At 66.1% G+C, this 23,396-nt stretch carries 27 protein-coding genes; 3 read left to right on the top strand and 24 right to left on the bottom strand.

The window, feature by feature from the left end:
- Nucleotides 1-8: 8 nt before the first annotated feature.
- Nucleotides 9-1,079: an alpha/beta hydrolase family protein gene (locus tag VSX79_RS14570; RefSeq protein ID WP_179494202.1), complete on the bottom strand. Its 1,071-nt coding sequence runs from the start codon at nucleotides 1,077-1,079 to the stop codon at nucleotides 9-11.
- Nucleotides 1,080-1,240: 161 nt separating this feature from the next.
- Nucleotides 1,241-2,170: an isopenicillin N synthase family dioxygenase gene (locus tag VSX79_RS14565; protein WP_326913709.1), complete on the bottom strand. Its 930-nt coding sequence runs from the start codon at nucleotides 2,168-2,170 to the stop codon at nucleotides 1,241-1,243.
- Nucleotides 2,171-2,301: 131 nt separating this feature from the next.
- Between VSX79_RS14565 and VSX79_RS14560 the strand changes: the two genes are divergently transcribed.
- Complete coding sequence (locus VSX79_RS14560) at nucleotides 2,302-2,727, top strand: EVE domain-containing protein (RefSeq protein ID WP_179494206.1); 426 nt, start codon at nucleotides 2,302-2,304, stop codon at nucleotides 2,725-2,727.
- Nucleotides 2,728-2,732: 5 nt separating this feature from the next.
- Here the strand turns inward: VSX79_RS14560 and VSX79_RS14555 are convergent, their stop codons facing one another.
- From VSX79_RS14555 to VSX79_RS14525, 7 genes are all read right to left on the bottom strand, one after another.
- The gene (locus VSX79_RS14555; protein ID WP_179494208.1) at nucleotides 2,733-3,062 is read right to left on the bottom strand and encodes a PilZ domain-containing protein; all 330 of its coding nucleotides are present in this window, start codon (nucleotides 3,060-3,062) and stop codon (nucleotides 2,733-2,735) included.
- Nucleotides 3,063-3,149: 87 nt separating this feature from the next.
- Nucleotides 3,150-3,740 (bottom strand): SOS response-associated peptidase family protein, encoded by a 591-nt coding sequence (locus VSX79_RS14550; RefSeq protein ID WP_326913708.1) that lies wholly within the window; start codon nucleotides 3,738-3,740, stop codon nucleotides 3,150-3,152.
- 13 nt (nucleotides 3,741-3,753) lie between these two features.
- Entirely contained in the window at nucleotides 3,754-4,155 is a 402-nt protein-coding gene (arfB, locus tag VSX79_RS14545) for an alternative ribosome rescue aminoacyl-tRNA hydrolase ArfB (protein WP_326913707.1), read from the bottom strand.
- Complete coding sequence (locus VSX79_RS14540) at nucleotides 4,148-4,831, bottom strand: RluA family pseudouridine synthase (RefSeq protein WP_326913706.1); 684 nt, start codon at nucleotides 4,829-4,831, stop codon at nucleotides 4,148-4,150. The genes arfB and VSX79_RS14540 overlap by 8 nt, the downstream gene beginning before the upstream one ends.
- Before the next feature lie 24 nt (nucleotides 4,832-4,855).
- Entirely contained in the window at nucleotides 4,856-5,656 is an 801-nt protein-coding gene (locus VSX79_RS14535) for a DODA-type extradiol aromatic ring-opening family dioxygenase (RefSeq protein ID WP_326913705.1), read from the bottom strand.
- 4 nt (nucleotides 5,657-5,660) lie between these two features.
- Nucleotides 5,661-6,257 (bottom strand): FMN-dependent NADH-azoreductase, encoded by a 597-nt coding sequence (locus tag VSX79_RS14530; protein WP_179494218.1) that lies wholly within the window; start codon nucleotides 6,255-6,257, stop codon nucleotides 5,661-5,663.
- A gap of 122 nt (nucleotides 6,258-6,379) precedes the next feature.
- A complete protein-coding gene (locus VSX79_RS14525) occupies nucleotides 6,380-7,075 on the bottom strand; it encodes a pirin family protein (RefSeq protein WP_326913704.1) in 696 nt (231 codons plus the stop codon).
- 247 nt (nucleotides 7,076-7,322) lie between these two features.
- Between VSX79_RS14525 and VSX79_RS14520 the strand changes: the two genes are divergently transcribed.
- Both VSX79_RS14520 and ctrA read left to right on the top strand, forming a co-directional pair.
- Nucleotides 7,323-8,270, top strand: coding sequence for a LysR family transcriptional regulator (locus VSX79_RS14520; RefSeq protein ID WP_179494222.1), 948 nt, complete (start codon nucleotides 7,323-7,325; stop codon nucleotides 8,268-8,270).
- Nucleotides 8,271-8,456: 186 nt separating this feature from the next.
- Entirely contained in the window at nucleotides 8,457-9,164 is a 708-nt protein-coding gene (ctrA, locus tag VSX79_RS14515) for a response regulator transcription factor CtrA (RefSeq protein ID WP_058457016.1), read from the top strand.
- A gap of 120 nt (nucleotides 9,165-9,284) precedes the next feature.
- Here ctrA and VSX79_RS14510 read toward each other — a convergent pair whose 3' ends face one another.
- The 15 genes from VSX79_RS14510 to VSX79_RS14440 all read right to left on the bottom strand — a co-directional run bounded on the left by VSX79_RS14510 (nucleotide 9,285) and on the right by VSX79_RS14440 (nucleotide 23,364).
- Complete coding sequence (locus tag VSX79_RS14510; protein ID WP_326915260.1) at nucleotides 9,285-10,658, bottom strand: glutamate--cysteine ligase; 1,374 nt, start codon at nucleotides 10,656-10,658, stop codon at nucleotides 9,285-9,287.
- A 47-nt stretch (nucleotides 10,659-10,705) separates the two neighbouring features.
- Nucleotides 10,706-12,622, bottom strand: coding sequence for a proprotein convertase P-domain-containing protein (locus VSX79_RS14505; protein WP_326913703.1), 1,917 nt, complete (start codon nucleotides 12,620-12,622; stop codon nucleotides 10,706-10,708).
- Between the two features lie 330 nt (nucleotides 12,623-12,952).
- The gene (rplQ, locus tag VSX79_RS14500) at nucleotides 12,953-13,375 is read right to left on the bottom strand and encodes a 50S ribosomal protein L17 (RefSeq protein ID WP_179494225.1); all 423 of its coding nucleotides are present in this window, start codon (nucleotides 13,373-13,375) and stop codon (nucleotides 12,953-12,955) included.
- Between the two features lie 108 nt (nucleotides 13,376-13,483).
- On the bottom strand, nucleotides 13,484-14,542 hold the full coding sequence (locus tag VSX79_RS14495) for a DNA-directed RNA polymerase subunit alpha (RefSeq protein ID WP_179494227.1): 1,059 nt from the start codon (nucleotides 14,540-14,542) through the stop codon (nucleotides 13,484-13,486).
- 100 nt (nucleotides 14,543-14,642) lie between these two features.
- A complete protein-coding gene (gene rpsK, locus VSX79_RS14490) occupies nucleotides 14,643-15,032 on the bottom strand; it encodes a 30S ribosomal protein S11 (protein ID WP_003040416.1) in 390 nt (129 codons plus the stop codon).
- A 99-nt stretch (nucleotides 15,033-15,131) separates the two neighbouring features.
- Nucleotides 15,132-15,500 (bottom strand): 30S ribosomal protein S13, encoded by a 369-nt coding sequence (gene rpsM, locus VSX79_RS14485; protein ID WP_037553668.1) that lies wholly within the window; start codon nucleotides 15,498-15,500, stop codon nucleotides 15,132-15,134.
- 201 nt (nucleotides 15,501-15,701) lie between these two features.
- Nucleotides 15,702-16,493: an inositol monophosphatase family protein gene (locus tag VSX79_RS14480; RefSeq protein ID WP_179494229.1), complete on the bottom strand. Its 792-nt coding sequence runs from the start codon at nucleotides 16,491-16,493 to the stop codon at nucleotides 15,702-15,704.
- 13 nt (nucleotides 16,494-16,506) lie between these two features.
- Entirely contained in the window at nucleotides 16,507-17,850 is a 1,344-nt protein-coding gene (locus VSX79_RS14475) for a TldD/PmbA family protein (protein WP_179494231.1), read from the bottom strand.
- A 51-nt stretch (nucleotides 17,851-17,901) separates the two neighbouring features.
- Nucleotides 17,902-18,300: a hypothetical protein gene (locus tag VSX79_RS14470; RefSeq protein ID WP_179494233.1), complete on the bottom strand. Its 399-nt coding sequence runs from the start codon at nucleotides 18,298-18,300 to the stop codon at nucleotides 17,902-17,904.
- A gap of 209 nt (nucleotides 18,301-18,509) precedes the next feature.
- A complete protein-coding gene (locus VSX79_RS14465; protein WP_326913702.1) occupies nucleotides 18,510-19,115 on the bottom strand; it encodes a hypothetical protein in 606 nt (201 codons plus the stop codon).
- Nucleotides 19,116-19,194: 79 nt separating this feature from the next.
- On the bottom strand, nucleotides 19,195-19,710 hold the full coding sequence (locus VSX79_RS14460; protein WP_179494237.1) for a demethoxyubiquinone hydroxylase family protein: 516 nt from the start codon (nucleotides 19,708-19,710) through the stop codon (nucleotides 19,195-19,197).
- Complete coding sequence (locus VSX79_RS14455; RefSeq protein ID WP_179494239.1) at nucleotides 19,707-20,189, bottom strand: disulfide bond formation protein B; 483 nt, start codon at nucleotides 20,187-20,189, stop codon at nucleotides 19,707-19,709. Before VSX79_RS14455 ends, VSX79_RS14460 begins: the two co-directional genes overlap by 4 nt.
- Nucleotides 20,190-20,202: 13 nt before the next feature.
- Nucleotides 20,203-21,591 carry a S41 family peptidase gene (locus VSX79_RS14450; protein ID WP_179494241.1) on the bottom strand — a complete coding sequence of 463 codons (1,389 nt, stop codon included), beginning with the start codon at nucleotides 21,589-21,591 and terminating at the stop codon, nucleotides 20,203-20,205.
- Between the two features lie 133 nt (nucleotides 21,592-21,724).
- Nucleotides 21,725-22,939, bottom strand: coding sequence for a murein hydrolase activator EnvC family protein (locus VSX79_RS14445; RefSeq protein ID WP_326913701.1), 1,215 nt, complete (start codon nucleotides 22,937-22,939; stop codon nucleotides 21,725-21,727).
- Nucleotides 22,936-23,364 (bottom strand): 23S rRNA (pseudouridine(1915)-N(3))-methyltransferase RlmH, encoded by a 429-nt coding sequence (locus tag VSX79_RS14440; RefSeq protein WP_179494245.1) that lies wholly within the window; start codon nucleotides 23,362-23,364, stop codon nucleotides 22,936-22,938. The genes VSX79_RS14445 and VSX79_RS14440 overlap by 4 nt, the downstream gene beginning before the upstream one ends.
- Nucleotides 23,365-23,396 lie beyond the last annotated feature (32 nt).

The following is a 23,396-nucleotide window of genomic DNA, read 5'->3' as shown; positions in this document are numbered from 1 at the left end:
GGAGCCCTTCAGTCCCCGGCGAAACCGTGCGCCGCCAGCCAGCTCGCCAGCAGCGCGAAATATTCGGGCGAATCGGGCCGCTCGGTGCCGTCGTGCTTGGGATCGAGCGACGTCTCGAGGTCCGCCGACATCTGCATCGCGTGATCGGCGCCCGCGATCACATGGGCATCCATATTGGGCATCTGCGGCGCGATGGCTTTCAGGCGCCTGGCCGAATCGGCGACCGGCACGACCGCATCGTCGGCGCCATAGAGGATGAGCGTCGGCACCGTGACTGCCTTCAGATTGACCAGCGGATCATTTTCGATCTCCTTGCGCCAGCCCGATACTTCGCGGTCGCGGAAGGTTTCGCCCATGTATAGATATTTGAACCACGGCTTGGTCTTGATCGCGTCGAGCTTCGCCTGCGCCTCGGCGCGGCTTACCGTGCCGCGCATATAATCGTCGACCGCCTTGCGCGCCGCGACCATCTGGTCGATGTCGGCCTGTGAATAGCCATTGGCCTTCAAATGGTTCGTCGAGGAAAAGATCATCTGGACGTCGGCGGTGACGACCGGCGCCGACACCGCGACGACAAACGCGATGTCGGGGCTCCGCGACGCGGCGAGCGGCGAAATCCAGCCGCCCTGGCTCAGCCCCCAGGTGCCGATGCGCCGCGGATCAATGCGCGGGTCGGTTTTCAGATGCTTGACGGCGGCGATCGCGTCGTCGGCGAGGATCGTGAAATTGCCCCCGGCATCCTGCGTACCCGACTGCCCCGATCCGCGCCGGTCGTATGTGAAGACGGCGATGCCCAGCGCCGGCAAAATGGTCTTGAGATGATCGTAGAGCGACGCGGCGCGCAGCGGCGACGAGGCGCTGTGCGTCACGACGACCGCTGCGACCGGCTGGCCGCTGCGCGGCATATGGAGCGTACCGGAAAGCTCGACGTCCCCGTTTGCGAACTTGCGGTCCTCCACCACAACCTCGGTCGTCGCGGGCGCGCTCCACGGAAGGGGGGGCGCCTTCTCCGCCGCTGCAGCCGGATGCAGCGAACCGAAGGCTGCCATGAATGCGAAACAGATGGTTGCGGGTCGCATAGGTTCTCCAGGAACAGTCCACCGGTCGGACGCCGGCGGGAAAAGGCGGAATCAATCGGCCTTCTGGCATTGGCGCCAGTGAAGGACAATCGGTCGTCGGCGAACGTTCGATTGCCGCTGGCGAATGCCGATTCGTCCCGAACCCCTGCTACGCGACGCTGCTATTTCTTGAGCCCGATCTCGCGCAGCCGCTCCTGCAGATAGTCATCGGCGGTGATCGGGGTTGGATAGAGGTTCGGGTGCGCGGCGTCGATGCAGCTTGCGAGCGTTTCGATTGGATAATCCGAGCGGAAATGCAGGAAAAACGGCATCGAATAGCGCGCGACGCTCGCGCGGCCCGCGTCGGGGTTGCGGACGCGGTGCGTCGTCGAGGGCAGGCGGTTGTTGGTGAGCCGCTGCAGCATGTCGCCGACATTGACCGCCATCGCGCCCGGCGGCGGCGAGACGGGAAGCCAGCTGCCGTCCTTGTCGAGGATTTCAAGGCCGGCTTCCTCGGCGCCGAGCAGCAGGGTGATCGTGTTGATATCCTCATGCGCCTCGGCGCGGATGCCCTTTGCGGGGGCTTCGACCGGCGGATAGTGGAGCAGGCGCATCACGCTGTTGCCGTCCTTCACCGTGTCGTCGAAGAAATCGGAGGCGAGGCCGAGGTAGCGCGCGATTCCCGACAGCAGGCGTCCGCCGACGCGGTCGAACTCGGCGAAGAGCTTGTCATAGGCGGCGCGGAAGCCTTCGACTTCCTTGGGCCAGACATTGTTCGGCTGCTGCGCGGCGAGGGGGTGGCCTTCGGGCAGGTCGCGGCCGACGTGCCAGAATTCCTTGAGGTCGACCTCTTTCGCGCCCTTGGCGATTTCGGTGCCGAAAGGCGTATAGCCGCGCGCGCCGCCGCCGCCTGCGATATGATAGGCGCGCTTCACCTCTTCGGGCAGCGCGAAAAATTCCTTCGCCTTCGTCCAGGCTTCGTCGATCAGGTCGGGATCGATGCCGTGATCGGTGATCATCGCAAAGCCGAAGCGTTCGAACGAGACGCCGAAATCCTTTGCGAACTGGTCGGCGGGAAGCGACATGGAAATGACAGGAACGGCAGCGGTCATGCGAGGTAAGTCCATTCGATAAGCGGCGCCGCCATGGGCGCGTGATGAGTCGCGATTTAGGCGCTGCGCCGCGAGGGTTAAAGGGAAAAAGGCGGTTCCGCCCCGCGCGCGGTTCGGCTAAGCCCGCCGCCATGGCAAAGCAATATTGGTTGATGAAATCCGAACCCGACGCCTATGCGTGGGAGCAACTCGTCAAGGACGGCACCGGCATCTGGGATGGGGTGCGCAACCACACCGCCAAGCTCAACATGATGGCGATGAAGAAGGGTGACGAGGCGCTCTTCTATCACAGCAATATCGGCAAGGAATGCGTCGGGATCATGGAGATCGTCGAGGAGTCGTTCCCCGACCCGACCGCCGACGAGGGCTCGCCCTGGGTCGTGGTGCGCGTCGCGCCGGTGCGCGCGCTCGCCCATCCGGTCACGCTCGCGGCGATCAAGGCCGATCCCAAGCTTGCCGACATGGACCTGATCCGCCAGTCGCGGCTCTCGGTCGGGCGCGTCACGCCGGCCGAGTGGAAGCATATCCTGAAAAATTCGGAGACGCCCGAGGGCTGACCCCGCTACTCGCCGCGTAGCTTCGCCTGCAGATGCTGTGCGACCGACACATGGAGCGGGTGGACGAACTCGCATCCGTAATTATTGCCGTCGGCGCGGCGGACGATCGCTTCCAGGGGATTGAGCCCCGGCAAGTTCACCCAGATATGCTTGCCGATCTGCGGCCGGAACGAGGTCACCATGCGAAAGCCGGTCGACGAGAGGTCGAACAATTCGACGTCGAAGGGGTTGAGCCCCGGTTCGCGAAAACGCGCGCGTGCGGTCACAGGCGCGCGCTCGGCGCCGCGTGCTGCCTTGGGCGCCTTCTTGGTTTCGATGGTGTGATTTCCCAACACGGATACGGTCCCTGATTTCATTCCTGGTCGGGATGATTTTAGGGCGCCACTGGTTAGCGCAACGTGAAGCGATATGGTGAAGTTCGCCTATACCGGAGGCGCGTCGCCGACGGCCATCAGCTGGCTGGGAAACGGGACCGCGAGCGCCACCGCGGCGCGCCACTCGCCGCTAAGCCAGGTCGCGTGATCCTCGCGATGCAGGATCACCGGCATCCCCTTCGGCTGGTGATGCGCGACCAGCCGGTTCGCCTCGGTCGTGAGCATAGCAAAGCACGGCCAGTCCCCGCCCTGCCGCATGACGCCGGCAAAGGCGAAGACCGGCTGCGACGGAACGGAAAACCAGTGCTGTCGCCGCGCGCCCTCGCTTCCCGACCAATAGGCAAAGGCGGTCGCGGGGATCAGGCAGCGCAGTTCGGCATGGCGCAGCGTGCCGATCCAGAAGGGGCTGGTCAGGTTGCGGACGTGGGTGACGGGCTGCGTGCCCTGCGGCGGGGGCGGCACGCCCCACAGTTTCGGTCGCAGCCAGCGCCGCGATCCGCCGCGCCCGTCGCTGACAACTACCGGCGCGGGACGCGCGGGCGCGACATAATCGCCGATCCACGGGTCATTGCCTGCCTCGGCGCCGAACGTCGCGGCGATCGCGTTGGCGGGCGCGTCGAGGCGATAGAGGTTGGTCATCGCAAGGCGCGCCCTAGTCGGTGCTGCGCACCCGCCCGCGCCCGGCCTTGATGCTGCTGCGCGCTTTCTTGCTGTCGACGCGCCGGGCTTTCGCCGCCTTGCTCGGCCTGGTCTTGATGCGCTTTTCGGGGCGGACGAGCGCGGCATCGACCAGCTCGTTCAGCCGCGCGCGCGCGTCGGCGCGGTTCGCTTCCTGGGTGCGGAAGCTGCGCGCGAGAATGACGAGTTCGCCCGCCGAGGTCATCCTGCTTCCCGCGAGCGCCTTGAGCCGGCGATAGGCGTCGGGCGCAAGCCCCAGCGCGAAGACATCGACGCGCAGCTGGCACGCGGTCGCGACCTTGTTGACATTCTGGCCGCCCGGTCCCGACCCCGCGAGAAACTTCTCGCTGATCGCGCTTTCCGGAATCTCAGCCACGCGTCGGCTCCGCTCCCTCCGGCGCCGCGAAGCCCAAGGCGATGAAGCTGTCGGGGAAGGGAGCCTCGGCAATTATCGACGGCTTGACGTCACGTTTTACCACCAGCCGTTCGGCGTGGAGCAAGGTGCGCGTTTTGGTGCCGCCGCGCCCGTAGACGGGATCGCCGACGAGCGGAAAGCCGAGCCCTTCGAGCGCGTGGACGCGCAGCTGGTGGGTGCGGCCCGTTTCGGGGCGGAAGCGGAGCAGGCTGCGCTCGCCGACGACGGCGAGCTTTTCCCAATGCGACACCGACGGCTTGCCTTTCGGGTCGCCGACCATGCGCCAGCCCTCCTCGACGGTCGACACCTTGGCGAGCGCGATGTCGATCGTGCCGCTGTCGCCCTCGGGCACCCCATCGACGATCGCGAGATATTGCTTCTCGACCTCGCGGCTTTCGAAGGCGCGGGTGAAGCGGCCGTGCGCCTTTGGGTTGCGCGCGAGGAGCAGGCAGCCCGAGGTGTCGCGGTCGAGCCGGTGGACCGGAAGCGGCCAGCGCTTGAAGCCGAAGCGCAGCAGGTCGAGATGATTTTCGAGGCTGAGGCTGCCGTCGCGCGGCGCGTCGACGGGAAGGCCCGCGGGCTTGTCGATGACGAGGGCCTCGCCGTCGAGGAAAAGGACACGATCTGAAAGGAGCATGGCGCGCTATAGGCGGGCTGCCCCTTAGTCGAAAGCGTAAACGTCCATCGCGAGCACGGCATAGGTGGAGCTGGCGTGCAGGCGTCTGGCTTTGAGGGGTGTGTCGCCCGCGCCCATCGCGACGAACAGCGGCAATAGATGATCGGGCGTCGGGTGATTGTCGGCGCCGTGCGGTGCGCGCTCGACGGCGTGGAGGACATCGTCGACCGCTCCGGTCTTCATGCGATCGGCGACCCAGTCGGTGAAATCGCTGACCCACGCGGGCGCAGGAGCGTCGATCGGCGGACGCGTGGTGAAATAGGCGCGGAGGTTGTGCGTGATGCTTCCCGACCCGGCGATCAGCACGCCGTCGTCGCGAAGCGGAGCAAGCGCTTGCCCCAGCGCATAATGAAATTCGGACGATGCGCTCGAATGGATCGAGAGTTGGACGACCGGGATGTCGGCCCGTGGGTAGATGAGCGACAGCGGCACCCACGCGCCATGGTCGAAACCGCGTTCGGGATCGGCGGTGACCGTCAGGCCGCAGCTCGCAAGCATTTCGACCACGCGGCTCGCCAGTACCGGGTCGCCCGGCGCGGGGTAGCGCATCGCGAACAGCGCGTCGGGAAAGCCGCCGAAGTCGTGGATCGTCGGCGGGGCGGGCGAGGCGGTGACGGTGACGCGGCCGCCCTGATACGCGGCATCATGGTGCGCGGAGACGAGGAGGATTGCGCGCGGGCGCGGCAAATGGGCGCCCAGCCCGGCGAGGAAGTCCCGCGCCGGGCTGGGCTCGAGCGCCATCATCGGCGAGCCATGCGAAAGGAAAAGGCTCGGGAGACGGCGCATCGGTTCAGGCAGCCTGCTTCAGCTCGCCGATCGCCGCGGTCGCGCGGTTCAGCGCTTCGCCGTCCATCATCTGCTGGTCGGCGGCGATGATCGTGACATCGGTGATGCCCACGAAGCCGAGGACGTGGCGCAGATAGCCGGTGGCGAAATCATAGTCGCTGCCGACCGGCACGCCGCCCGATGCGACGACCAGATAGGCTTTCTTGCCCTTCAGCAGGCCTTCGGGACCGGCTTCGGTATAGCGGAAGGTACGGCGCGCACGCGCGATCAGGTCGACCCAGGCCTTGAGCGAGGCGGGGATCGCGAAATTATAGACGGGGACTCCGATGACGATCGTGTCGGCGGCTTCGAGCTCGCCGATCAGCTCGTCCGAGCTTGCAAGCGCGGCCTTCTGTTCCTCGCTGCGGTCGGCGTCGTCGGTGAAATTGGCGCCGACCCAGCTTTCGGTGAGCAGCGCGGGCGGGGTGAGCGCGAGGTCGCGGTGGACGACGTTGGCGCCATAGCCCTGTTCGATAAGGTGGTTCACGAGCTGGCCCGAGAGCTGGCGCGTGGTCGACCCGCTGGTGCGGGCGCTGGCGTCGATACGAAGGATATTGGTCATGGCATTACTCCTTGGCTTTGAGGGGAGGGGAGAGGGGGTGCCGCGAGCCTGCCCATCGGGGGAGGCTCGCGGCGGGGTGGCCGCCGCCGGGGGAGGGGTAAGGCGGCGGCCGGGGGGCTCCGTCAGAGGCTGTCGACGAGCACCAGTTCGGCGTCGTCGAGCGCCTCGACCTTGATCGTCCCGACATCGCGGAGCGCGATGCCGTCGCGAGGATCTGCCTCCTCGCCATTGACGCGGATGCGGCCCTTGGCGGCGACCAGATAGGCGTGGCGTCCGGCTTCAAGGTCGTAGGAGACGCTTGCGCCGGCGTTCACCGTCGCCGCGGCGACGCGGGCATTGGCGCGGATAGGCAGCGCGTCATCGCCCTCGATCCCGCTCGCCAGCGTCACAAACTGTCCCGAACGGTCGGCCTTCGGGAACTGGCGGGCGCCCCAGCCGGGATTGCCACCCTCGAGATCGGGGATGATCCAGATCTGGAACAGCGTCGTTTCCTCATCCTCGAGGTTGAATTCGCTGTGCGTCACGCCGGTGCCCGCGCTCATCACCTGGACATCGCCCGCCGCGGTGCGGCCGCTGTTGCCCATGCTGTCTCGGTGCGTGATCGCGCCGGTGCGGACATAGGTGATGATTTCCATGTCGCGGTGCGGGTGCGGGGGGAAACCCGACTGCGCCGCGATGGCGTCGTCGTTCCAGACGCGCAGCGCGCCCCAGCCCATGCGCTTCGGGTCGTGATAGCTCGCGAACGAGAAATGGTGGCGGGCGTCGAGCCAGCCATGGTTGGCGTGGCCCAGCGTGTCGAATTTGCGAATGTCGATCATGGCCTTGTCCTTTCTTTCGCAGCCACCCGGGGCTTTGGAGCCCGGCGGCGTTAGTCTGTTGAGGACAAAATAGGCATTTGGATCGTTTCTAAAATAGCGTAGATGGAAAACCATCGTTTCCAATATTGAAGTCCTTGCGAGCGGAGCGAAGCAATCCCCAGCGACCGTCCATAGGGACCGAAAGCTGGAGATTGCCGCGTCGCCTGCGGCTCCTCGCAATGACGAACAAGCGGATAGGAGATAGTTTATGGCGCTTCCCGACTATGAAGGCTGGGCCTGTTTCGTCGCCGTGGCCGATGGCGGCAGCTTTACCGCGGCGGCGGCCGCGCTCGGCCTGTCGAAGGCGAGCGTGTCGAAGGCGGTGACGCGGCTCGAGGCATCGCTCGGCATCACCCTGCTGCACAGGAGCTCGCGCGTCGTCGCCGTGTCGACCGCGGGCGCGGGGCTGCTCGACGAGGCGCGCGCGATGGTCGCGGCGGCGACCGCCGCGACCGAAGCGGCGCGCGGCGACCGCGTCGATCTCGCGGGCCCGATCCGTCTTGCGGCGCCGATGAGCTTCGGGATCAAGGTGCTCGGCCCGCCGCTCGCGGCCTTCCTCGACCGCCATCCCGCGGTCGAGATCGAGGTGCTGCTGAGCGACGCGCGCAATGACCCCGTCGCCGAAGGCATCGACCTCACTTTGCGCATTTCGCCGCTTGCCGATTCGAGCCTGCTCGCGCGCACGATCGCGCCGGTCGCGGCCTCGGTGATCGCGAGCCCCGCCTATCTGGAGCGGCACGGCACGCCCAGGCACCCGCTCGACCTCGCGGGCCACCGCCTGATCGGTTACGGTCACCGCCAGCGCGCGTTGCCGCTCCATTTCCATCGCAAGGGCGAGGAGGCGACGGTGCTGCCGACCGGGCCGCTCTTCGCGAACAATGGCGATGTCGCGGTACCGCTCGTTGTTGCGGGCGTCGGGATTGCGGCGCTCCCCGACTTCATCGCGGCCGACGCGCTGGCGTCGGGTGCGGTCGTGCCGATCCTGACCGACTGGTCGCTGCCGCAGTCGCACCTGCACCTGCTGTCGCCGCCGTCGCGGCTGCGTCCGGCGCGCGTGCGCGCGCTTTCGGACCATCTGGTCGATACGCTGAAGATGTCCTGCACCGGCGCACACGAGCAGTATCTGGCGCTTCACCATGATGGAAAAGCGGGCTGAGTGACTGTTGCAAATAGAGCGCGACTCGTGGACTTCTGCGGGTTAAATCAAAATTAACCTTTTCCCTTCATTAGTTTCGTGGTTAATGTTCCGGCAGTCCTGCAACGGGGGTTGATCGGGTGACATCCTTGATGGTCATGCGATCGGTTCGCGGGATTATCGTGGGAAACAGTCAAGGGGTGCCTAATGCGCGTACTGCTGATCGAGGACGAGCCGACGACCGCGAAAGCGATCGACACGATGCTCACGACCGAAGGCTTCAACGTCTACACCACCGACTTGGGGGAAGAGGGCTTGGACCTGGGCAAGCTCTATGATTACGACATCATCCTGCTCGACCTGAACCTGCCCGACATGCACGGCTATGACGTGCTGAAAAAGCTGCGCACCGCGAAGGTGCAGACGCCGGTGCTGATCCTGTCGGGCATTTCGGAAATGGATTCGAAGGTGCGCTCGTTCGGCTTCGGCGCCGACGATTATGTCACCAAGCCGTTCCACCGCGACGAACTGGTCGCGCGCATTCATGCGGTCGTCCGCCGGTCGAAAGGCCACAGCCAGAGCGTCATCAAGACGGGCAAGCTCGCCGTCAATCTCGACACCAAGACGGTCGAGGTCGACAGCGTTCGCGTGCATCTGACCGGCAAGGAATATCAGATGCTCGAGCTGCTCAGCTTGCGCAAGGGCACGACGCTGACGAAGGAAATGTTCCTGAATCACCTTTATGGCGGCATGGACGAGCCCGAGCTGAAGATCATCGACGTCTTCATCTGCAAGCTCAGGAAGAAACTCGCGCTCGCCTGCGGCGGCGAAAATTATATCGAGACGGTCTGGGGCCGCGGTTATGTCCTTCGCGACATCGACGACGAAGGCAATGAGGTGCGCCGCGTCGCCTGACGCATAGCGCTTCGAAAGTTACCCGAGGGAACCCGGCGCGGAGCGATCCGCGCCGGTTTTCTTTTGCTCCGAATCAGCGTGACCCGGACTTGACCCCGGGCTCCCTCTTTCTGAAATTGTCTAGAAGCTCAGTTCGTCGTAGATTTTCGAAAGATCGTGGTGCCACGGCCCCTCATAGCGATCGAGCAGGTCGTGTGCGGGCGATTTGCCGCTCTTGGCAATACGGCGGAGCGGTTCGAGGAAGCCCACCTCATTATCGCCCATCGAATTGACCTCGCCGCGTGCCGCGAGGCCCGACGCCGCGATGTCGAGCACGCGGTGCGCCAGATCGCCGACAGTGCCGCCGCCGGGCGCCGGGGCCTCGAGGCCTTCGCTCGGCACCGCGTCGCGCAGCGCCTGCTGCTCCTCGATGCTCCAGTCCTTGACGAGGTCCCACGCCGCGTCGAGCGCGCCCTGATCGTAGAGCAGGCCGACCCACAGCGCCGGCAGTGCGCAGATGCGGTTCCACGGACCGCCGTCGGCACCGCGCATTTCGAGGAAGCTTTTGAGCCGCACTTCGGGAAACGCGGTCGACAGATGGTCGTTCCAGTCGGAGAGGTAGGGCTTCTCGCCGGGAAGCGCGGGCAGCTCGCCCTTCAGAAAGTCGCGGAAACTTTGCCCCGCGGCGTCGATATATTTGCCGTCGCGAAAGACGAAATACATCGGCACGTCGAGCATGTAGTCGACATAGCGTTCATAGCCGAAGCCGTCCTCGAACACAAAAGGCAGCATGCCGGTGCGTGCGGGGTCGGTGTCGGTCCAGATATGGCTGCGGTACGACATATAGCCGTTGGGCCGCCCCTCGGTGAAGGGTGACGAAGCGAAAAGCGCCGTAGCGAGCGGCTGGAGGGCAAGGCTGACGCGGAATTTCTGCACCATGTCGGCCTCGCTCGCATAGTCGAGGTTGGTCTGGATCGTGCAGGTGCGCAGCATCATGTCGAGGCCGAGACTGCCGACGCGCGGCATATGCTCGAGCATGATCTTGTAGCGCCCCTTGGGCATGATCGGCAGCTCGGCGCGCGTCTTGTCGGGCCACATGCCAAGCCCGAGGAAGCCGAGACCGAGTTCGGCGCCGACTTCCTTCACCTGCTTCAAATGCCGGCCGGTCTCGGCGCAGGTCTGATGCAGATTTTCGAGCGGGGCGCCAGAGAGTTCCAACTGACCCGCCGGCTCCAGGCTGACCGTGCCGTCGCTGCCCGCCAGAGCGATGACCTTCCCGCCCTCGATCACCGGTTCCCAGCCGAAGCGCGTGAGCGCCATCAAAAGATCGTGGATGCCGCCGGGTTCGTCATAGGAGGGGGCACGGTGGTCGGCGGTGCGATAGACGAATTTTTCGTGCTCGGTGCCGATGCGCCAGCGGTCCCTGGGCTTTTCGCCCTTGATCATGGGGTCCGCAAGTTGATCGCGGTTTTCGACGATGGGATCGTTGCTGTCGGAGGCGGTGCGCGTGCTCATGTCGCGCATTTAGACTATCCGGTATAGAATGCAATCGGGGCCGGTCGTCAGTTGATCGCGACGTCGAACAGGGTCGCCATCGACCCGCCGGGCAGCAGCGTCGCGGTGGTCGCGGCGACAGTCGTCCCTGCTGCCGACGCGCCGAACGGGTCGCCTTCGTCGGCGCCGCTCGCATTGTCGTCCTCGATCGTCGCCGCGCCCGCGCAGCTCGTGCCGCTGCGCAGCGATCCGGCGATGAAGCTGGTTCCGGGGGGCAGCGGATCGGCGACGCTGATGCCCGTCGCGGTGCCGCTGCCATTGTTGGTGACGAGGATGCAGTAGCGCATCCTCGCGCCGGGGATCGCTTTCGGATTGGTCGTGCCGTTCACCGGGTCGCTGACGATGCTGCTCGTCTTCGCGATCGTCAGATTGGCGGTCGGGCGGCAGAAGGTGATGTCGTGGAGCGCCATGCCCTGTTGCCCCGGGTTGGCGGGGGCGAGGCCGTGGCTGCCATATTCGATCGTGATGCTGTCGACGGGTGTATTGAAGGTCACGGTGACCGTGCCGTCGGCGCTGCCATCGGTCGACAGCACGTCGCCATAGGCGCTGTTCCCGATCACATAATTGGCGGAGCCGTTGGTGAGTATGGGGGTGACGGCGGCGCCGTTATAGATGCCGATGACGGTCACGCGGTCAGCGAACTGGCCCGATGCATAATCGACGTCGAACAGCCGGAATTGTGCGCCCGGCACCGCGGTCGGCAGCGTGATCGTGGTGGTGACGGTCCCCGCCTGGCTGGTGAAATCGACAAGCTCGAAAATCGAATATTGCGCCGGATTCAGCCCGCCGGTGACGACATTCTGCCGCGTCGGCGACTGGCCGCCATAGGTCGCGTTGCTCAGAAAACTGCCGCCGTTGATCGCAATGTTGACATTCGCGCTGCCGATCGCCGTCAACGTCGCGCCGGCGCTCGTCGTGCCCGCCGGCCAGCTGACGCCGTCCCAGTCGTATACCGTCGTGCCGACCGGGCAGACGAGCGCCGGCGGCGTCCCGGCGACGCGCGTCCCCGACACGGTAAAGCTCGCGCTGTCATAATCATCCTCTCCCGCCGCGCCGTTGCCGGGCGTCGAATCGAAGTCGAGGGCGGAGGAGGCGCTGATCTCGGCGATGTTGGTGACGCTCGCGCCCGCCGTCGCCGCGACGGTGCCGCTGATCGTCAACGTCCGCGTTGTCCCCGCGGGGATGCTCCCTACCGTCCACACGCCGGTCACGCTGTTATAGCTGCCAAAGCCCGACGCGCCCGTGAAATTGAAGCCCGGTGGCAGATTGTCCTGCACCGTCACGCCGCTGGCGGTCAGCGTCGACCCGCTCGCATTGGTGACGCTCAGCACATAGTTGATGCTCGCCCCGAACGCCGGCGCCGCGTTGCTGACCGATTTGGTCAGCGACAGGTCGGCGAAGTTCGACGGCACGCTGGTCAGGTAGAGATCGGCTCGCACGAAATTGCCATTGTCGGCCGATGGATATTGGTCGCAAATCTCGAGCCGCCAGGTCCCGGCGCTGTTCTGGCCGTTGAAGGCCGATAGCGGCGAGTTCGGGCCGAAGACATTCTGATAGGGGGGCGCGCTGGTCGAATGATTGGTGCCGTTGCCGTCGCTGTTGACGGCCTGCGCGGCGTCATCGTCGAGGTGGACGTTGAAATTATTGCCGTCGATCGAACCGGTATCGCCATCGACCAGCTGGACGCGCGTCCCGGCCGGCGATTGCAGCGTGACGCGCAGGTCGCCGCGCCAGCTGTGCGTCGCGAGCAGGCCGAGATCGACGTCGCCGACGGTATAGCCGGTACCGACGGTGAAATTGCGCACCAGCGGCGCGGTGCAGGTCGTCGCGGCATTGATCGTGCCGGTAGTGGTGTTGCTATAGGTTGTGGTGGTCTGCGCGGCGACGGGATTTGCGGCAAGCGTCAACGCCAGCCAGACGAGCATGATACAGGCTCGCGCAGACTGCAAACACTGGCCCCCACGCCAGCGGTATCGGCTCTGGTCCCGCCGTTGCATGGCGCCGCTATGGAGGCGGGATAGCTAATATCGGGTTAAAATGAGCGCGCTGGCGTCGATTCTGTCCGGTCGCGGGACAGTTTGTCGGATTGGTCACGCGGTCTTTATCCGGGGTCCATGCGGAGTGGGAGGAATGGATCCCGGATCAAATCCGGCATGACGAAATAAGCGAATGACCGCCCAAAGCAGCCTGCTGCAAGAAAAAGGGCGGCCGTCCCATCGGACGCCGCCCTTGATCTATTAACGAAGAGGCGAAGCTCAGGCTTCGGCCATGTCCTCGTCATATTGTTCCACAGGACCCGAATCCTGGCCCTTGGCGTCGACGTCGCGGTCGACGAATTCGATGACGGCCATCGGCGCCGCGTCCGAGGCGCGGATGCCGGCCTTGATCACGCGGGTGTAGCCGCCGTTGCGGTCCTTGTAGCGTTCGGCCAGCACGTCGAAGAGCTTCTTGAGCTGCGTGTCGTCGAGCAGGCGGCTGTTCGCGAGGCGGCGGTTGGCAAGGCCTCCGCGCTTGGCGAGCGTGACCAGCTTTTCGATATAGGGACGCAGTTCCTTCGCCTTGGCGACGGTCGTCGTGATCTGCTCATGCTTGATGAGCGAAGCCGACATATTGCGGAACAGGGCCGTGCGGTGCGCGCTCGTGCGCTGCAGCTTCCGGCCACCCGATTTATGACGCATAATCCATTCCTTTGTTTGTCAGAGGGGCCGTGTGAGGTACCCCAAGCCAGGTCGATTGCGGGCCGACCCCTTCCCGTTGTTGGCCCCGGCCGAAGCCGGGGCGCAAAATCAGCCGAGAAGTTCCTGTTCGAGCTTCTTGGCCATTTCTTCGATGTTCTCCGGCGGCCAGCCGGGGATGTCCATGCCGAGGCGCAGACCCATCGACGACAGCACTTCCTTGATTTCGTTCAAGGACTTGCGGCCGAAGTTCGGCGTGCGCAGCATTTCGGCTTCGGTCTTCTGAACGAGGTCACCGATATAGATGATGTTGTCGTTCTTGAGGCAGTTGGCCGAACGGACCGACAGTTCGAGCTCGTCGACCTTCTTGAGAAGGAAGCGGTTGAGCTGGTTGACGTCCGACTCGTCGGCGGTGGTCGGCGACGCCGCCATGCCGATGAGGCCGCTGTCGTTCATCGCTTCTTCGAAGTGGACGAAGACCTGGAGCTGGTCCTGGAGGATGCGCGCGGCGTAAGCGACGGCGTCTTCCGGGGTGATCGTGCCGTCGGTTTCGACGGTCAGGTTCAGCTTGTCATAGTCCAGTTCCTGGCCGATGCGGGCATTGTCGACCTTGTAGGCGACCTGGCGCACCGGCGAGTAGAGCGAGTCGACCGGGATCAGGCCGATCGGCGCATCGACCGGACGGTTGGCGGTCGCGGGGACGTAACCCTTGCCGGTGTCGGCAACGAGTTCCATGTTCAGCGTCGCACCGTCGTCGAGGTGGCAGATGACGTGGTTCGGGTTCATCACCTTGATGTCGCCCGACACCATGATGTCGCCGGCCTTGACGGTCGCGGGACCGGTCGCCGAAAGCTGAAGCCGCTTCGGGCCTTCGCCTTCCATCTTGAGCGCGATCTGCTTCACGTTGAGGACGATGTCGGTGACGTCTTCACGCACGCCGGCCAGGCTCGAGAATTCGTGGAGCACATTCTCGATCTTGATCGACGTGATGGCCGCACCCTGGAGCGACGAGAGCAGCACGCGACGCAGCGCGTTGCCGAGCGTCAGGCCGAAACCGCGCTCGAGCGGTTCGGCGACGAAGGTCGCCTTGCGCTTGCCGTCGCTGCCAGCCTTGATTTCCAGGTTGCTGGGCTTCTTCAATTCCTGCCAGTTCCGGATATTGACAGTCATGGATTTCCCTTTGCTTTGGGCGGGACGGGCGGGGGTCGACCACCTGTCCAGCGAGGATTTTTGTACGGGCGACGCTCCGGCGGAGCGTGCCCGAAAGACGTCAGACGCGGCGGCGCTTGGCCGGGCGGACGCCATTGTGCGGGATCGGCGTCACGTCGCGGATCGACGTGATGTGAAAGCCCACAGCCTGCAGCGCGCGGAGCGCCGATTCACGGCCGGCACCCGGTCCCTTGACTTCGACTTCGAGCGTGCGGACGCCATGTTCAGCGGCCTTCTTGCCCGCGTCTTCGGCGCAGACTTGCGCCGCATAGGGAGTCGATTTGCGGCTACCCTTGAAGCCCATCATGCCGGCGCTCGACCAGGCAATCGCATTGCCCTGCGCGTCGGTGATGGTGATCATCGTGTTGTTGAAGGTCGCGTTGACGTGGGCGACGCCCGACGAGATGTTTTTGCGTTCGCGCCGACGAAGGCGCTGCGGTTCACGAGCCATGATGAAATCCTAACCTAAATCCTGAATGGCCGGTGGCGGACGGATCGCCGCTGTCCGGCAGGGAAAGCAAGGAAGCGCGCCGCGGGGGCGCGCTCGACCTTACTTCTTCTTGCCGGCGATCGGCTTTGCCTTGCCCTTGCGGGTGCGCGCATTGGTGTGCGTGCGCTGGCCGCGGACGGGAAGGCCCTTGCGATGACGCAGGCCGCGATAGCAGGCGAGGTCCATCAGGCGTTTGATGTTCATCGCCGTGTTGCGGCGAAGGTCGCCCTCGACCGTGTGGTCGGCGTCCAGCGTTTCGCGGATCTGCAGGACTTCGGCGTCCGACAGGTCCTGAACGCGGCGGCTGTGGTCGATGCCCAGCTTGTCGGCGATGTCGACGGCGGTCTTGCGACCGATGCCGTGGATATAGGTGAGCGCGATGATCACGCGCTTGTTGGTGGGCAGGTTGACGCCCGCGATACGTGCCATTGGTAACTTTCTCCTGCTCCACAGGGCGCGCTGGCAATCGGCCCCATCTCAAAGCGTCTGAATTTCCAACGCAAAAAACGGACCACGATGCGCACGAAGACGCTTCGCCGTCCGGTCAGGCTGTCGGAATGTTCGCGCAGTTAGGGTGAGTCGCCCCGAAAGTCAAGCAGACTGCGGTGAATGGCTTGTCCGAAGATGCGATCACGAAGGGGATGTAAGCGCGACCGCGCGATCGTTCAAGCGGGAGACGACCGCCCGATGAATCCCGGGAGCGCAGGCGATGACGCCAAAGGCCTGCGCGCGCGGGGTGTTGAACCTCAGCGTCTCGCCGAAGGCATCGGTGACGGCCGCGCCCGCCTCGGCCGCGATCAGTGCCGCGGCGGCGACATCCCACTCGAATCCCCAGCGCAAGGTCGCGACGAGGTCGGCACGGTCGTCGGCGACGAGCGCCATGCGGAGCGCAATGCTGTTCGGCTTGGTCACCATGATCAGGTCGCGGTCGATCCTGGGCAGGCTGTCGGCGGGAACGCGCGACCCGTCGAAGATCATGCGGCGGCTGGCGCGCAGCGTTTCGCCGTTCAATGTCGCGCCCTTGCCCTTTTGCGCGACCCACAGCTCGTCGAGCGCGGGGGCGTAGAGCACCCCGAGTTCGGGCGCCCCATCGACCACCAGCGCGACCGACACGCACCAGCCGGGGCGGCCACGGATGAAATCGCGCGTGCCGTCGATCGGATCGACGCACCACATCGCGCGGCACGCCAGCCGGTCTTCATTGTCGGCCGTCTCCTCGGACAGCCACCCTGCCTCGGGCACCATGGCGCCGAGCACCGCCTTCAGCCGCGCGTCGACCGCCAGGTCGACGTCGCTCACGGGATTGTCGTGCGATTTGTGCCACACGTCGACCGCCTTGCCCTCGCCGCGCCAGCGCGCCATCGCCATGTCGCCAACCTCGCGGGTCGCGGCGATCATCGCTTCGAGGTTGCGCGCGGGCATCGGCTGACGGTCCTTAGCTGCTCGCGACGGTCATGCCGTCGATGCGCAGCGTCGGCGCATTGGTGCCGTGGCGGAACTCGAGGTCGTTCGCGGGGATCAGCGCGGCGAACATGTCGATCAGATTGCCCGCGATCGTGAATTCGGCGATCGGCCCCGCGATCTGCCCCTCGCGGATCAGGAAGCCCGACGCCCCGCGGCTGTAATCGCCGGTCACCGGGTTGACGCCCTGGCCGATCAGTTCGGTGATATAGACGCCCTCGGCGATATCTTCCATCAGCGCTGCCGGGGTCACGCTGCCGGGTGCAAGGTGGAGATTGCTAGCGCCGACCCCCGATGCACCGCCGCCGCGGCTCGCATGGCCGGTCGGCGCCAGGCCGAGTTGCTTCGCCGACGCGGTGTCGAGCAGCCAGCCCGTGATTTTGCCGTCCGCGACGATGTCGCGTGCTGCGGTGGGCAGGCCTTCGCCGTCAAAGGCGCGGCTGCGCAGCCCGCGCGGTCGGTGCGGCTCGTCGCGGATGACGATGCCGCTGTCGAACAACATCCGCTCTTCCTTGCCGAGCAGGAAGCTCGTCCCGCGCGCGATCGCCGGACCGGCGATCGCGCCGAGCAGATGGCTGACGATGCTGCTGCTGATCCGGGGATCGAGGATGACCGGCAGCTTGCCGACGGGCGCCTTGCCGGGGTTCAGTCGCGCAACGGCGCGGGTGCCGGCGCGGGTCCCGATGTCGGCGACGCTTTCAAGGTCGGCCAGATGATGCGCGCTATGCCAGCCGTAATCGCGTTGCATCGCGGCGCCTTCGCCCGCGATGACGCTCGCCGACAGGCTGTGCCCGCTCGCTCCATAGCCGCCGGCAAAGCCGTGGCTCGTCGCGAGCGCGAAGCGCGTGCGGCTGTGGCTCGCGGAGCCGCCTTCGCTATTCGTGACTCCGGCGACCGCGCGCGCGGCTTCTTCGACCGCGAGCGCGGCTTCGCGCAAGGATTGCGGGTCGGCTTCGCTGCCGTCGTCAAGGTCGAGATCGGGGATTGGGCCCTTGAAGAGAAGTTCTTCGGGCGCGAGGCCCGCATAGGGGTCCTCGGGCGCTTCGCGCGCCATCGCGACGCAGCGGGTGACGAGCTTCGCCAGCTCGTCCGCGTCCATGTCGGCGGTCGACACGCTCGCGCTACGCTGCCCGACGAAGACGCGCAGCGAAATATCCTGCCCCTCCGACCGCTCGACATCTTCGAGCGTGCCGAGACGCATAGAAACCGAGGTCGCGGCGTTGCAATAATAGAGCGCGTCGGCGGCATCGGCGCCGGCTTTGGTCGCGGCGTCGCACAGCATCTGCGCGCGATCGAGGGCTTCGGAAACGGTCAGCATTGCCGCGCCCTATACGGCAGGCGGGCCAGCGTCAAACCTGGCTGCGGGCGATTAGCCGGTGATCGCGGCGATCGCGTCGGTCGCGGCGATCGCGCCGCTGATCCACAGGAAGGGCAAAGTCAGCGCGGCGAACCACAAGCGGCGAACGTCGCGGCGGAAGCGCGCGTGAAGGCCCCAGCTTGCGAGCGCCTGGCGGCTCAGATGATACCAGTGCCGTTCGGTCGATCGCGCGACCGGAAGCGCGAGCGCGAGCAGGATGATCAGCGCGACGACGATGAAGGCGGACGGCGCCCCGGCGGCGACCACGCTCATGACGAGCCAGATCTGCAGCGCAGCGAAGGCGAGGAGGGCGGTGGCGGCATGCCACGTCATTCGGCGACCGAGGCTGCGTGCCGGTGGCACGCTGACTGCCGTGCGCCTCCACAGGCGCGGTCCGAATGTTGATGCCATATTACAGCCCCCTAGGCTGGCGATTCCCAGAACCGCACGATTTGCCCCAAAAATTCCCAAGTCAAGACAGCTTGCCAGCGATTCGTTAATTTTTGCACTCGATTCGGCGCGGATTCGCAACCAAATCGCGGCGGATCGCAAAAAAAGCTGCAATATTGGCAATATGGGCCGCCGGCGGACCGGCGCGCAGGGGTTTCAGCGGCTCGCGATCAAGGTTGCGGCGGGACCGGCAGCGGCTCCGCATCGGCTTCATCGGGCGCGGCCGGGGCGGGGCCCTCGCCATTGGCCTGTCGTTCGAGTTCCGCGGCCGCCTTCTGCCGCTCGGCGAGCGCGCGCTCCTCGGCGACGACCGCAGCTTCGACCTCTTCGGCCGCGGCGTCGATCCCCGCGAGGCGCTTGGCGCGCTCGTCGGCGATCATCGCCTGCCAATCGGTCTTGTCGGCCGCCTTTTCTTCGGCGCGTGCGCCCGCGAGCAGCGCCTGCGTGCAGCCGGTGAAGCCGCCGAGGCCGGTCGGCGAGCAGCTGTCGGTGCCGAAGCGGCCGACGCGTTCGAGCGCGACGACCTTGTTCGCCCACGCCTCGTTGCGGGGATCGAGCGGGTTGCCGCGCAGCATCGGCGGTACGCGATAGCGTTCGGTTTCGGGCAGGCGGTTACACACGACGATTTCGTCGGGGCTCGATTGTTCGCACTTGTCGTCGCCGTAAACGATGACCTGATTGATCTTCTCGGCCTCGACCGTGGCCTCCTGGCCCACGGCGGGCATGGCGGCGGCGCTGCCGGCGAGGATCAGCGCGAACAGGGGGAGGCGGGTCATCTCGATCTTCCTTTGTCGTTTCGGGCGGCATGACAGCCGCTACCTGCATCCGTTATGAACGGCGCTGGCGGTTATTCTATCAGATACGTTTCGACAGCGCGATGGCTGCACGGCAACCGGCGCGAATGGCAAGGCTGAGGATCGGGTAGCCGGGGGCGCTTTCGGCGCCCGCCGCCAGTGCGGCTTCCTTATGCTCAAGCTCCTCGGCGCGAAAATCCTCGACCGCGGCGCTGAGTTCGGGGTCGCTGTCGCCCAATTCTGCGAGTTGTTGCTGGTAATGCCGGTCGATCTCGGTCTCGACCGCGGCGGTGCACGCCATGGCCGCCTTCGGACCCATAGCGGCGGTCACCGCGCCCAGCGCGAAACCCGCGACGTTCCAGATCGGCTGGAGCGCGGTCGGGCGCACGCCGCGCCGCGCGATCATCGTGTCGAAATATTTGCGGTGCCGCTCTTCCTGCTCGGCCATGTGCGCGATCTCGCGCGCCATCGGGTGGCGGTCGCCCATCACCGCGAGCTGGCCGGCATAGATGCGCGTTGCGCCATATTCGCCCGCCTGGTCGACGCGGATCATCGATGCGGTGCGTTCATTCGTCATGCCGCCGATGTGCGCCCCCGGCGCAGCAACGTCAAGACGAGCGCGGCGGCGGCGAACGAGAAGATCGCGTTGAAACCCGCAAGCGAAATGCCGAACAGCGACCATTGCACCGCATCGCAGCGGATCAGCGGCGCGTTCATGATCGAATCGAGCGTGACGGGGCCGGCGCCACCGGTCGCACAGGTCGTGATGCCTTCCCAGAATCCATATTCGACCCCGGCGTGAAAGACGCCGATCGCCCCGCTGATGGCAATAGCGACCGCGGCGAGCAGCGTTAGCGCGCGCATCGCCTTGTCGTTTCGGCGCAGCAACAGTGCAAGCAGCGCGAGCAGGATCGCCGCCTGGTGCGGCCAGCGCTGCCAATAACACATCTCGCACGGGTGGAGGCCAAAGCCATATTGCGACACGAGCGCACCGCCATAGAGCAAGAGCGGCGCCGCGAACGCGGCGAGGGGCGCGGCGAGGCGCGATTTCCGCATGTCCGAAACGCCCTTAGTTGCGGCGCGCGGGCTTGGCGCCGGCTTTGCCGGCTTGCGCCATGCGCGCCGTGCCCGGTCCGATCCGCCCGATCGTCTGCAGCGCATAGTGGAGCTGGAAATCCTCGATGCCCTTTTCCTTGAGCTCCTCCGCGGTCGCAGTGAAGCGCGGATCGGCCTTTTCATCCTTTTCGATCAGGCCGTCGTCCACCTTCTTCTCGTTGATCAGATGGCGGCGCAGATCGCTTTCGCGGAACTTGGGGCGCGAGGCATAATCGGGATCGCTGAGCTGGGGCACCTGGATGTCGGGGTCGATCCCGCCTTCCTGCACGCTGCGGCCCGAGGGCGTGTAGTAACGCGCGGTGGTCAGGCGAAGCGCCGTGGTGTCGGTCAGCGGCAGCACCGTTTGCACCGATCCCTTGCCGAAGCTGCGTTCGCCCATCACGACCGCGCGGTGCTGATCCTGCAGCGCGCCCGCGACGATCTCGGAGGCCGAGGCCGATCCCGAATCGATCAGGACGACGACCGGTGCGCCCCCGGCGGCGTCGCCCGGCTCGGCGAAATAGCGTTCGATGTCGCCCTTCTTGCGGCCGCGCTGCGACACGATTTCGCCGCGTTCGAGGAACAGGTCGCTGATCCCGACGGCTTCGTCGAGCAGCCCGCCGGGGTTCGAACGCAGGTCGAGGATCCAGCCGCGCGGTTTCTTGCCCAGCGATTTTTCGACCGCCATCATCGCGGCCTTGAGGTCGGCCGTCGCGTCGGCCGAGAAGCTGGCGACGGTGAGCACGCCGACGTCGCCGCTGACTTCCCATTTCACGGGCTTCAGGTCGATGATCTCGCGCGTCAGCGTCATTTCGATCGGCTTATCCTGGCCCTCGCGCACGACGGTGACCTCGATCTGCGTGCCCGGGCGTCCGCGCATCTGCTCGACAGCCTCGTCGAGCGTCATGCCGAAGATCAGCTCCTTGTTGATGTGGGTGATATAATCGCCCGCCTTGATTCCCGCCTTGTCGGCCGGGGTGTCGGCGGTGGGCGCGATCACCTTGACGACGCCGTCCTCCATCGTCACCGACAGGCCCAGCCCGCCATATTCGCCGTCGGTCTGGGTGCGCAGGTTCGAAAAGCCGCGCGCGTCGAGATAGCCCGAATGCGGATCAAGGCTGGCGAGCATGCCGTTGATCGCACCTTCGATCAGCTTCGAATCCTCGACCGGTTCGACATAGTTCGATTTCACTTCGAGATAGACGTCCATGAAGCGCGCGATTTCTTCCTGCGTCTTCGAATCGACGGTCGCCATCGCGCCGGTCGCGAGCGGGACGAGCGCCAGCGTCGAAAGCGCGGCGGCCCCTTGCCACAAGGCGAAGCGGCGCTTCGGGGACGCGGTGGTTTTGGTCGAGTCGGTCATGTCAGTCTTTCACTCGGGCGAGAGCCATCCCGCCTTATAATCCCCGGCGCGCCATCATCCTATGCAAATCTGCACGGGTCAAGCGGGGCATCCCTGTGCGGGACAGCGGCCGGATGGGCGACGAACCGCTCACTCAGCCGATCATCGCGACGACATCGACGGGGCGCCCCGCCCTGCGAAGTTCGACGGTGATGCGGCTGTCGTCCGACCCGGCGCGTCCGACCGGCGCGCCGGCGTCCACGGTGTCGCCGACCCCGACCGACAGCGCGATCATCCCGGTCAGCAGCGAGACCCAGCCGCCGCCATGGTCGATGATCACGATCTTGCCATAGCCGCGATAGTCGCCGGCAAAGCCGACGCGGCCGAGCGCGGGGGCGACGACCTGCCCGCCGGGACGCGCCGCGATCGTGATGCCGCGCGATCGCACGCCGCTGTCGTTGACTTCGCCGAGTCCGGCGACGATGCGCCCGACGACCGGCAGGCGATAGGCGCCGCGGGTCAACTCGGCCTCCGCGGGGGCGGGCGGCGCGGCGGCGGCGATATCGCCTTCGGGGTTGCGCGGGCGCGGGATCGGCCCTGCAAGCTGTGCGAGTTCGGCACGCACCGCGCCATCGGCTTCGAGCGAATCCATCAGATCGACGATGTCGCGCGCCTTTTCACCCAGCCCGAGCGCGCGGTCGGCTTCGAGTTGCGCGCTGCTCATCAATTCGCGCGAACGCAGCCGACCTTCGTTTTCGAGCCGGGTCAGCGCGTCGCGGCGGTGCGCGAGCTGCGCCTTGCTCGTCGAAAGCGCCTTCAGCGCCACCGCCTGCTGCCGTCGCGTCGTATCGAGCAAGGTGAGTTCGCGGCGCACGCCAGCGGTGCGGCGCTCGATCACCGGCATCGCGGCGTCGATCACCGCGCGCGCGTGGACCATGTCGGAAAGCGAGCCTGGCTGCGCGAGCACGCTGACCGGCGGCTGGCGGCTCAATTGCTGGAGCGCCGCGGCGAGTTCGAGCAGGGGTTGCTGCTGTTCGGCGAGCCGCGCGCGCTGCGCCGACAGGCGGCGGCTGACGAGCGCGACGCGCGCCTCGCCCGCGCTGATATCGGCTTCGGCCGACTGGATACGCGCGGCGAGCGCTGCGCTGCGTTTCTTCAGCCGGTCGGCTTCGCTGCTCGCGGCGGTCGCCTGTTTTTCGAGCAGCGCACTGCGCGCCATCGCTTGCGCCGACTGTTGTTTTGCCTCGATGAGCTGTTCGCGCTCGCGCGCGGCGATCACCCGCGGATCGAAAATATCGCCCTGCGCCAGCGCAAGCGCGCCGCCAGCGAAAGCGGCGGTGGCGGCAACGATGATCGCGGCGCGCCTCATTGCCGGCCCTCGCGGTGATAGGGGTGCCCCGCGACGATGCTCGTCGCGCGCCACAATTGTTCGGCGAGCATCGCGCGCGCCATCAAATGCGGCCAGGTCGCGCGGCCGAAGGCGATGACCTTGTCGGCGCCTTCGCGCTCCTCGGGCGTGAAGCCGTCGGCCGCGCCAAGGCAGAAGCGCGCCTCGCGCACCCCGCCGTCGCGCCATGTTTCGAGCAGTTTGGCAAATTCGAGCGACGACATCTGCTCGCCGCCCTCGTCGAGCAGGATGGTGCGGCTGTTGTCGGCCGCGGCGGGCATGCGCCCCCCGCTATCGGGCAGTTCCGAAATCTTCTGCGCCCAGCTCACGCGCTTCATATAGCGATCGACCAGCTCGGCCTCGGGGGACCGCCCGATGCGCCCGCGCGCGATGATGTGCAGCAACATATCCGCCGCCTAACCTTCAGGCGGCGGTTGCG

The sequence above is a fragment of the Sphingopyxis chilensis genome (genome assembly GCF_035930445.1).
Taxonomy (GTDB): Bacteria; Pseudomonadota; Alphaproteobacteria; order Sphingomonadales; family Sphingomonadaceae; genus Sphingopyxis; species Sphingopyxis chilensis.
Note: the sequence above shows the minus strand (reverse complement) of the source record. Positions and strands in the feature narration are given on the sequence as shown.

Coding starts and splice junctions, on each gene's coding strand:
- VSX79_RS14570 (WP_179494202.1), bottom strand. CDS start 1,079: ATGCGACCCGCAACCATCTGTTTCGCATTCATGGCAGCCTTCGGTTCG.
- VSX79_RS14565 (WP_326913709.1), bottom strand. CDS start 2,170: ATGACCGCTGCCGTTCCTGTCATTTCCATGTCGCTTCCCGCCGACCAG.
- VSX79_RS14560 (WP_179494206.1), top strand. CDS start 2,302: ATGGCAAAGCAATATTGGTTGATGAAATCCGAACCCGACGCCTATGCG.
- VSX79_RS14550 (WP_326913708.1), bottom strand. CDS start 3,740: ATGACCAACCTCTATCGCCTCGACGCGCCCGCCAACGCGATCGCCGCG.
- VSX79_RS14540 (WP_326913706.1), bottom strand. CDS start 4,831: ATGCTCCTTTCAGATCGTGTCCTTTTCCTCGACGGCGAGGCCCTCGTC.
- VSX79_RS14535 (WP_326913705.1), bottom strand. CDS start 5,656: ATGCGCCGTCTCCCGAGCCTTTTCCTTTCGCATGGCTCGCCGATGATG.
- VSX79_RS14530 (WP_179494218.1), bottom strand. CDS start 6,257: ATGACCAATATCCTTCGTATCGACGCCAGCGCCCGCACCAGCGGGTCG.
- VSX79_RS14525 (WP_326913704.1), bottom strand. CDS start 7,075: ATGATCGACATTCGCAAATTCGACACGCTGGGCCACGCCAACCATGGC.
- VSX79_RS14520 (WP_179494222.1), top strand. CDS start 7,323: ATGGCGCTTCCCGACTATGAAGGCTGGGCCTGTTTCGTCGCCGTGGCC.
- ctrA (WP_058457016.1), top strand. CDS start 8,457: ATGCGCGTACTGCTGATCGAGGACGAGCCGACGACCGCGAAAGCGATC.
- VSX79_RS14510 (WP_326915260.1), bottom strand. CDS start 10,658: ATGAGCACGCGCACCGCCTCCGACAGCAACGATCCCATCGTCGAAAAC.
- VSX79_RS14505 (WP_326913703.1), bottom strand. CDS start 12,622: ATGCTCGTCTGGCTGGCGTTGACGCTTGCCGCAAATCCCGTCGCCGCG.
- rplQ (WP_179494225.1), bottom strand. CDS start 13,375: ATGCGTCATAAATCGGGTGGCCGGAAGCTGCAGCGCACGAGCGCGCAC.
- VSX79_RS14495 (WP_179494227.1), bottom strand. CDS start 14,542: ATGACTGTCAATATCCGGAACTGGCAGGAATTGAAGAAGCCCAGCAAC.
- rpsK (WP_003040416.1), bottom strand. CDS start 15,032: ATGGCTCGTGAACCGCAGCGCCTTCGTCGGCGCGAACGCAAAAACATC.
- rpsM (WP_037553668.1), bottom strand. CDS start 15,500: ATGGCACGTATCGCGGGCGTCAACCTGCCCACCAACAAGCGCGTGATC.
- VSX79_RS14480 (WP_179494229.1), bottom strand. CDS start 16,493: ATGCCCGCGCGCAACCTCGAAGCGATGATCGCCGCGACCCGCGAGGTT.
- VSX79_RS14475 (WP_179494231.1), bottom strand. CDS start 17,850: ATGCTGACCGTTTCCGAAGCCCTCGATCGCGCGCAGATGCTGTGCGAC.
- VSX79_RS14470 (WP_179494233.1), bottom strand. CDS start 18,300: ATGGCATCAACATTCGGACCGCGCCTGTGGAGGCGCACGGCAGTCAGC.
- VSX79_RS14465 (WP_326913702.1), bottom strand. CDS start 19,115: ATGACCCGCCTCCCCCTGTTCGCGCTGATCCTCGCCGGCAGCGCCGCC.
- VSX79_RS14460 (WP_179494237.1), bottom strand. CDS start 19,710: ATGACGAATGAACGCACCGCATCGATGATCCGCGTCGACCAGGCGGGC.
- VSX79_RS14455 (WP_179494239.1), bottom strand. CDS start 20,189: ATGCGGAAATCGCGCCTCGCCGCGCCCCTCGCCGCGTTCGCGGCGCCG.
- VSX79_RS14450 (WP_179494241.1), bottom strand. CDS start 21,591: ATGACCGACTCGACCAAAACCACCGCGTCCCCGAAGCGCCGCTTCGCC.
- VSX79_RS14445 (WP_326913701.1), bottom strand. CDS start 22,939: ATGAGGCGCGCCGCGATCATCGTTGCCGCCACCGCCGCTTTCGCTGGC.
- VSX79_RS14440 (WP_179494245.1), bottom strand. CDS start 23,364: ATGTTGCTGCACATCATCGCGCGCGGGCGCATCGGGCGGTCCCCCGAG.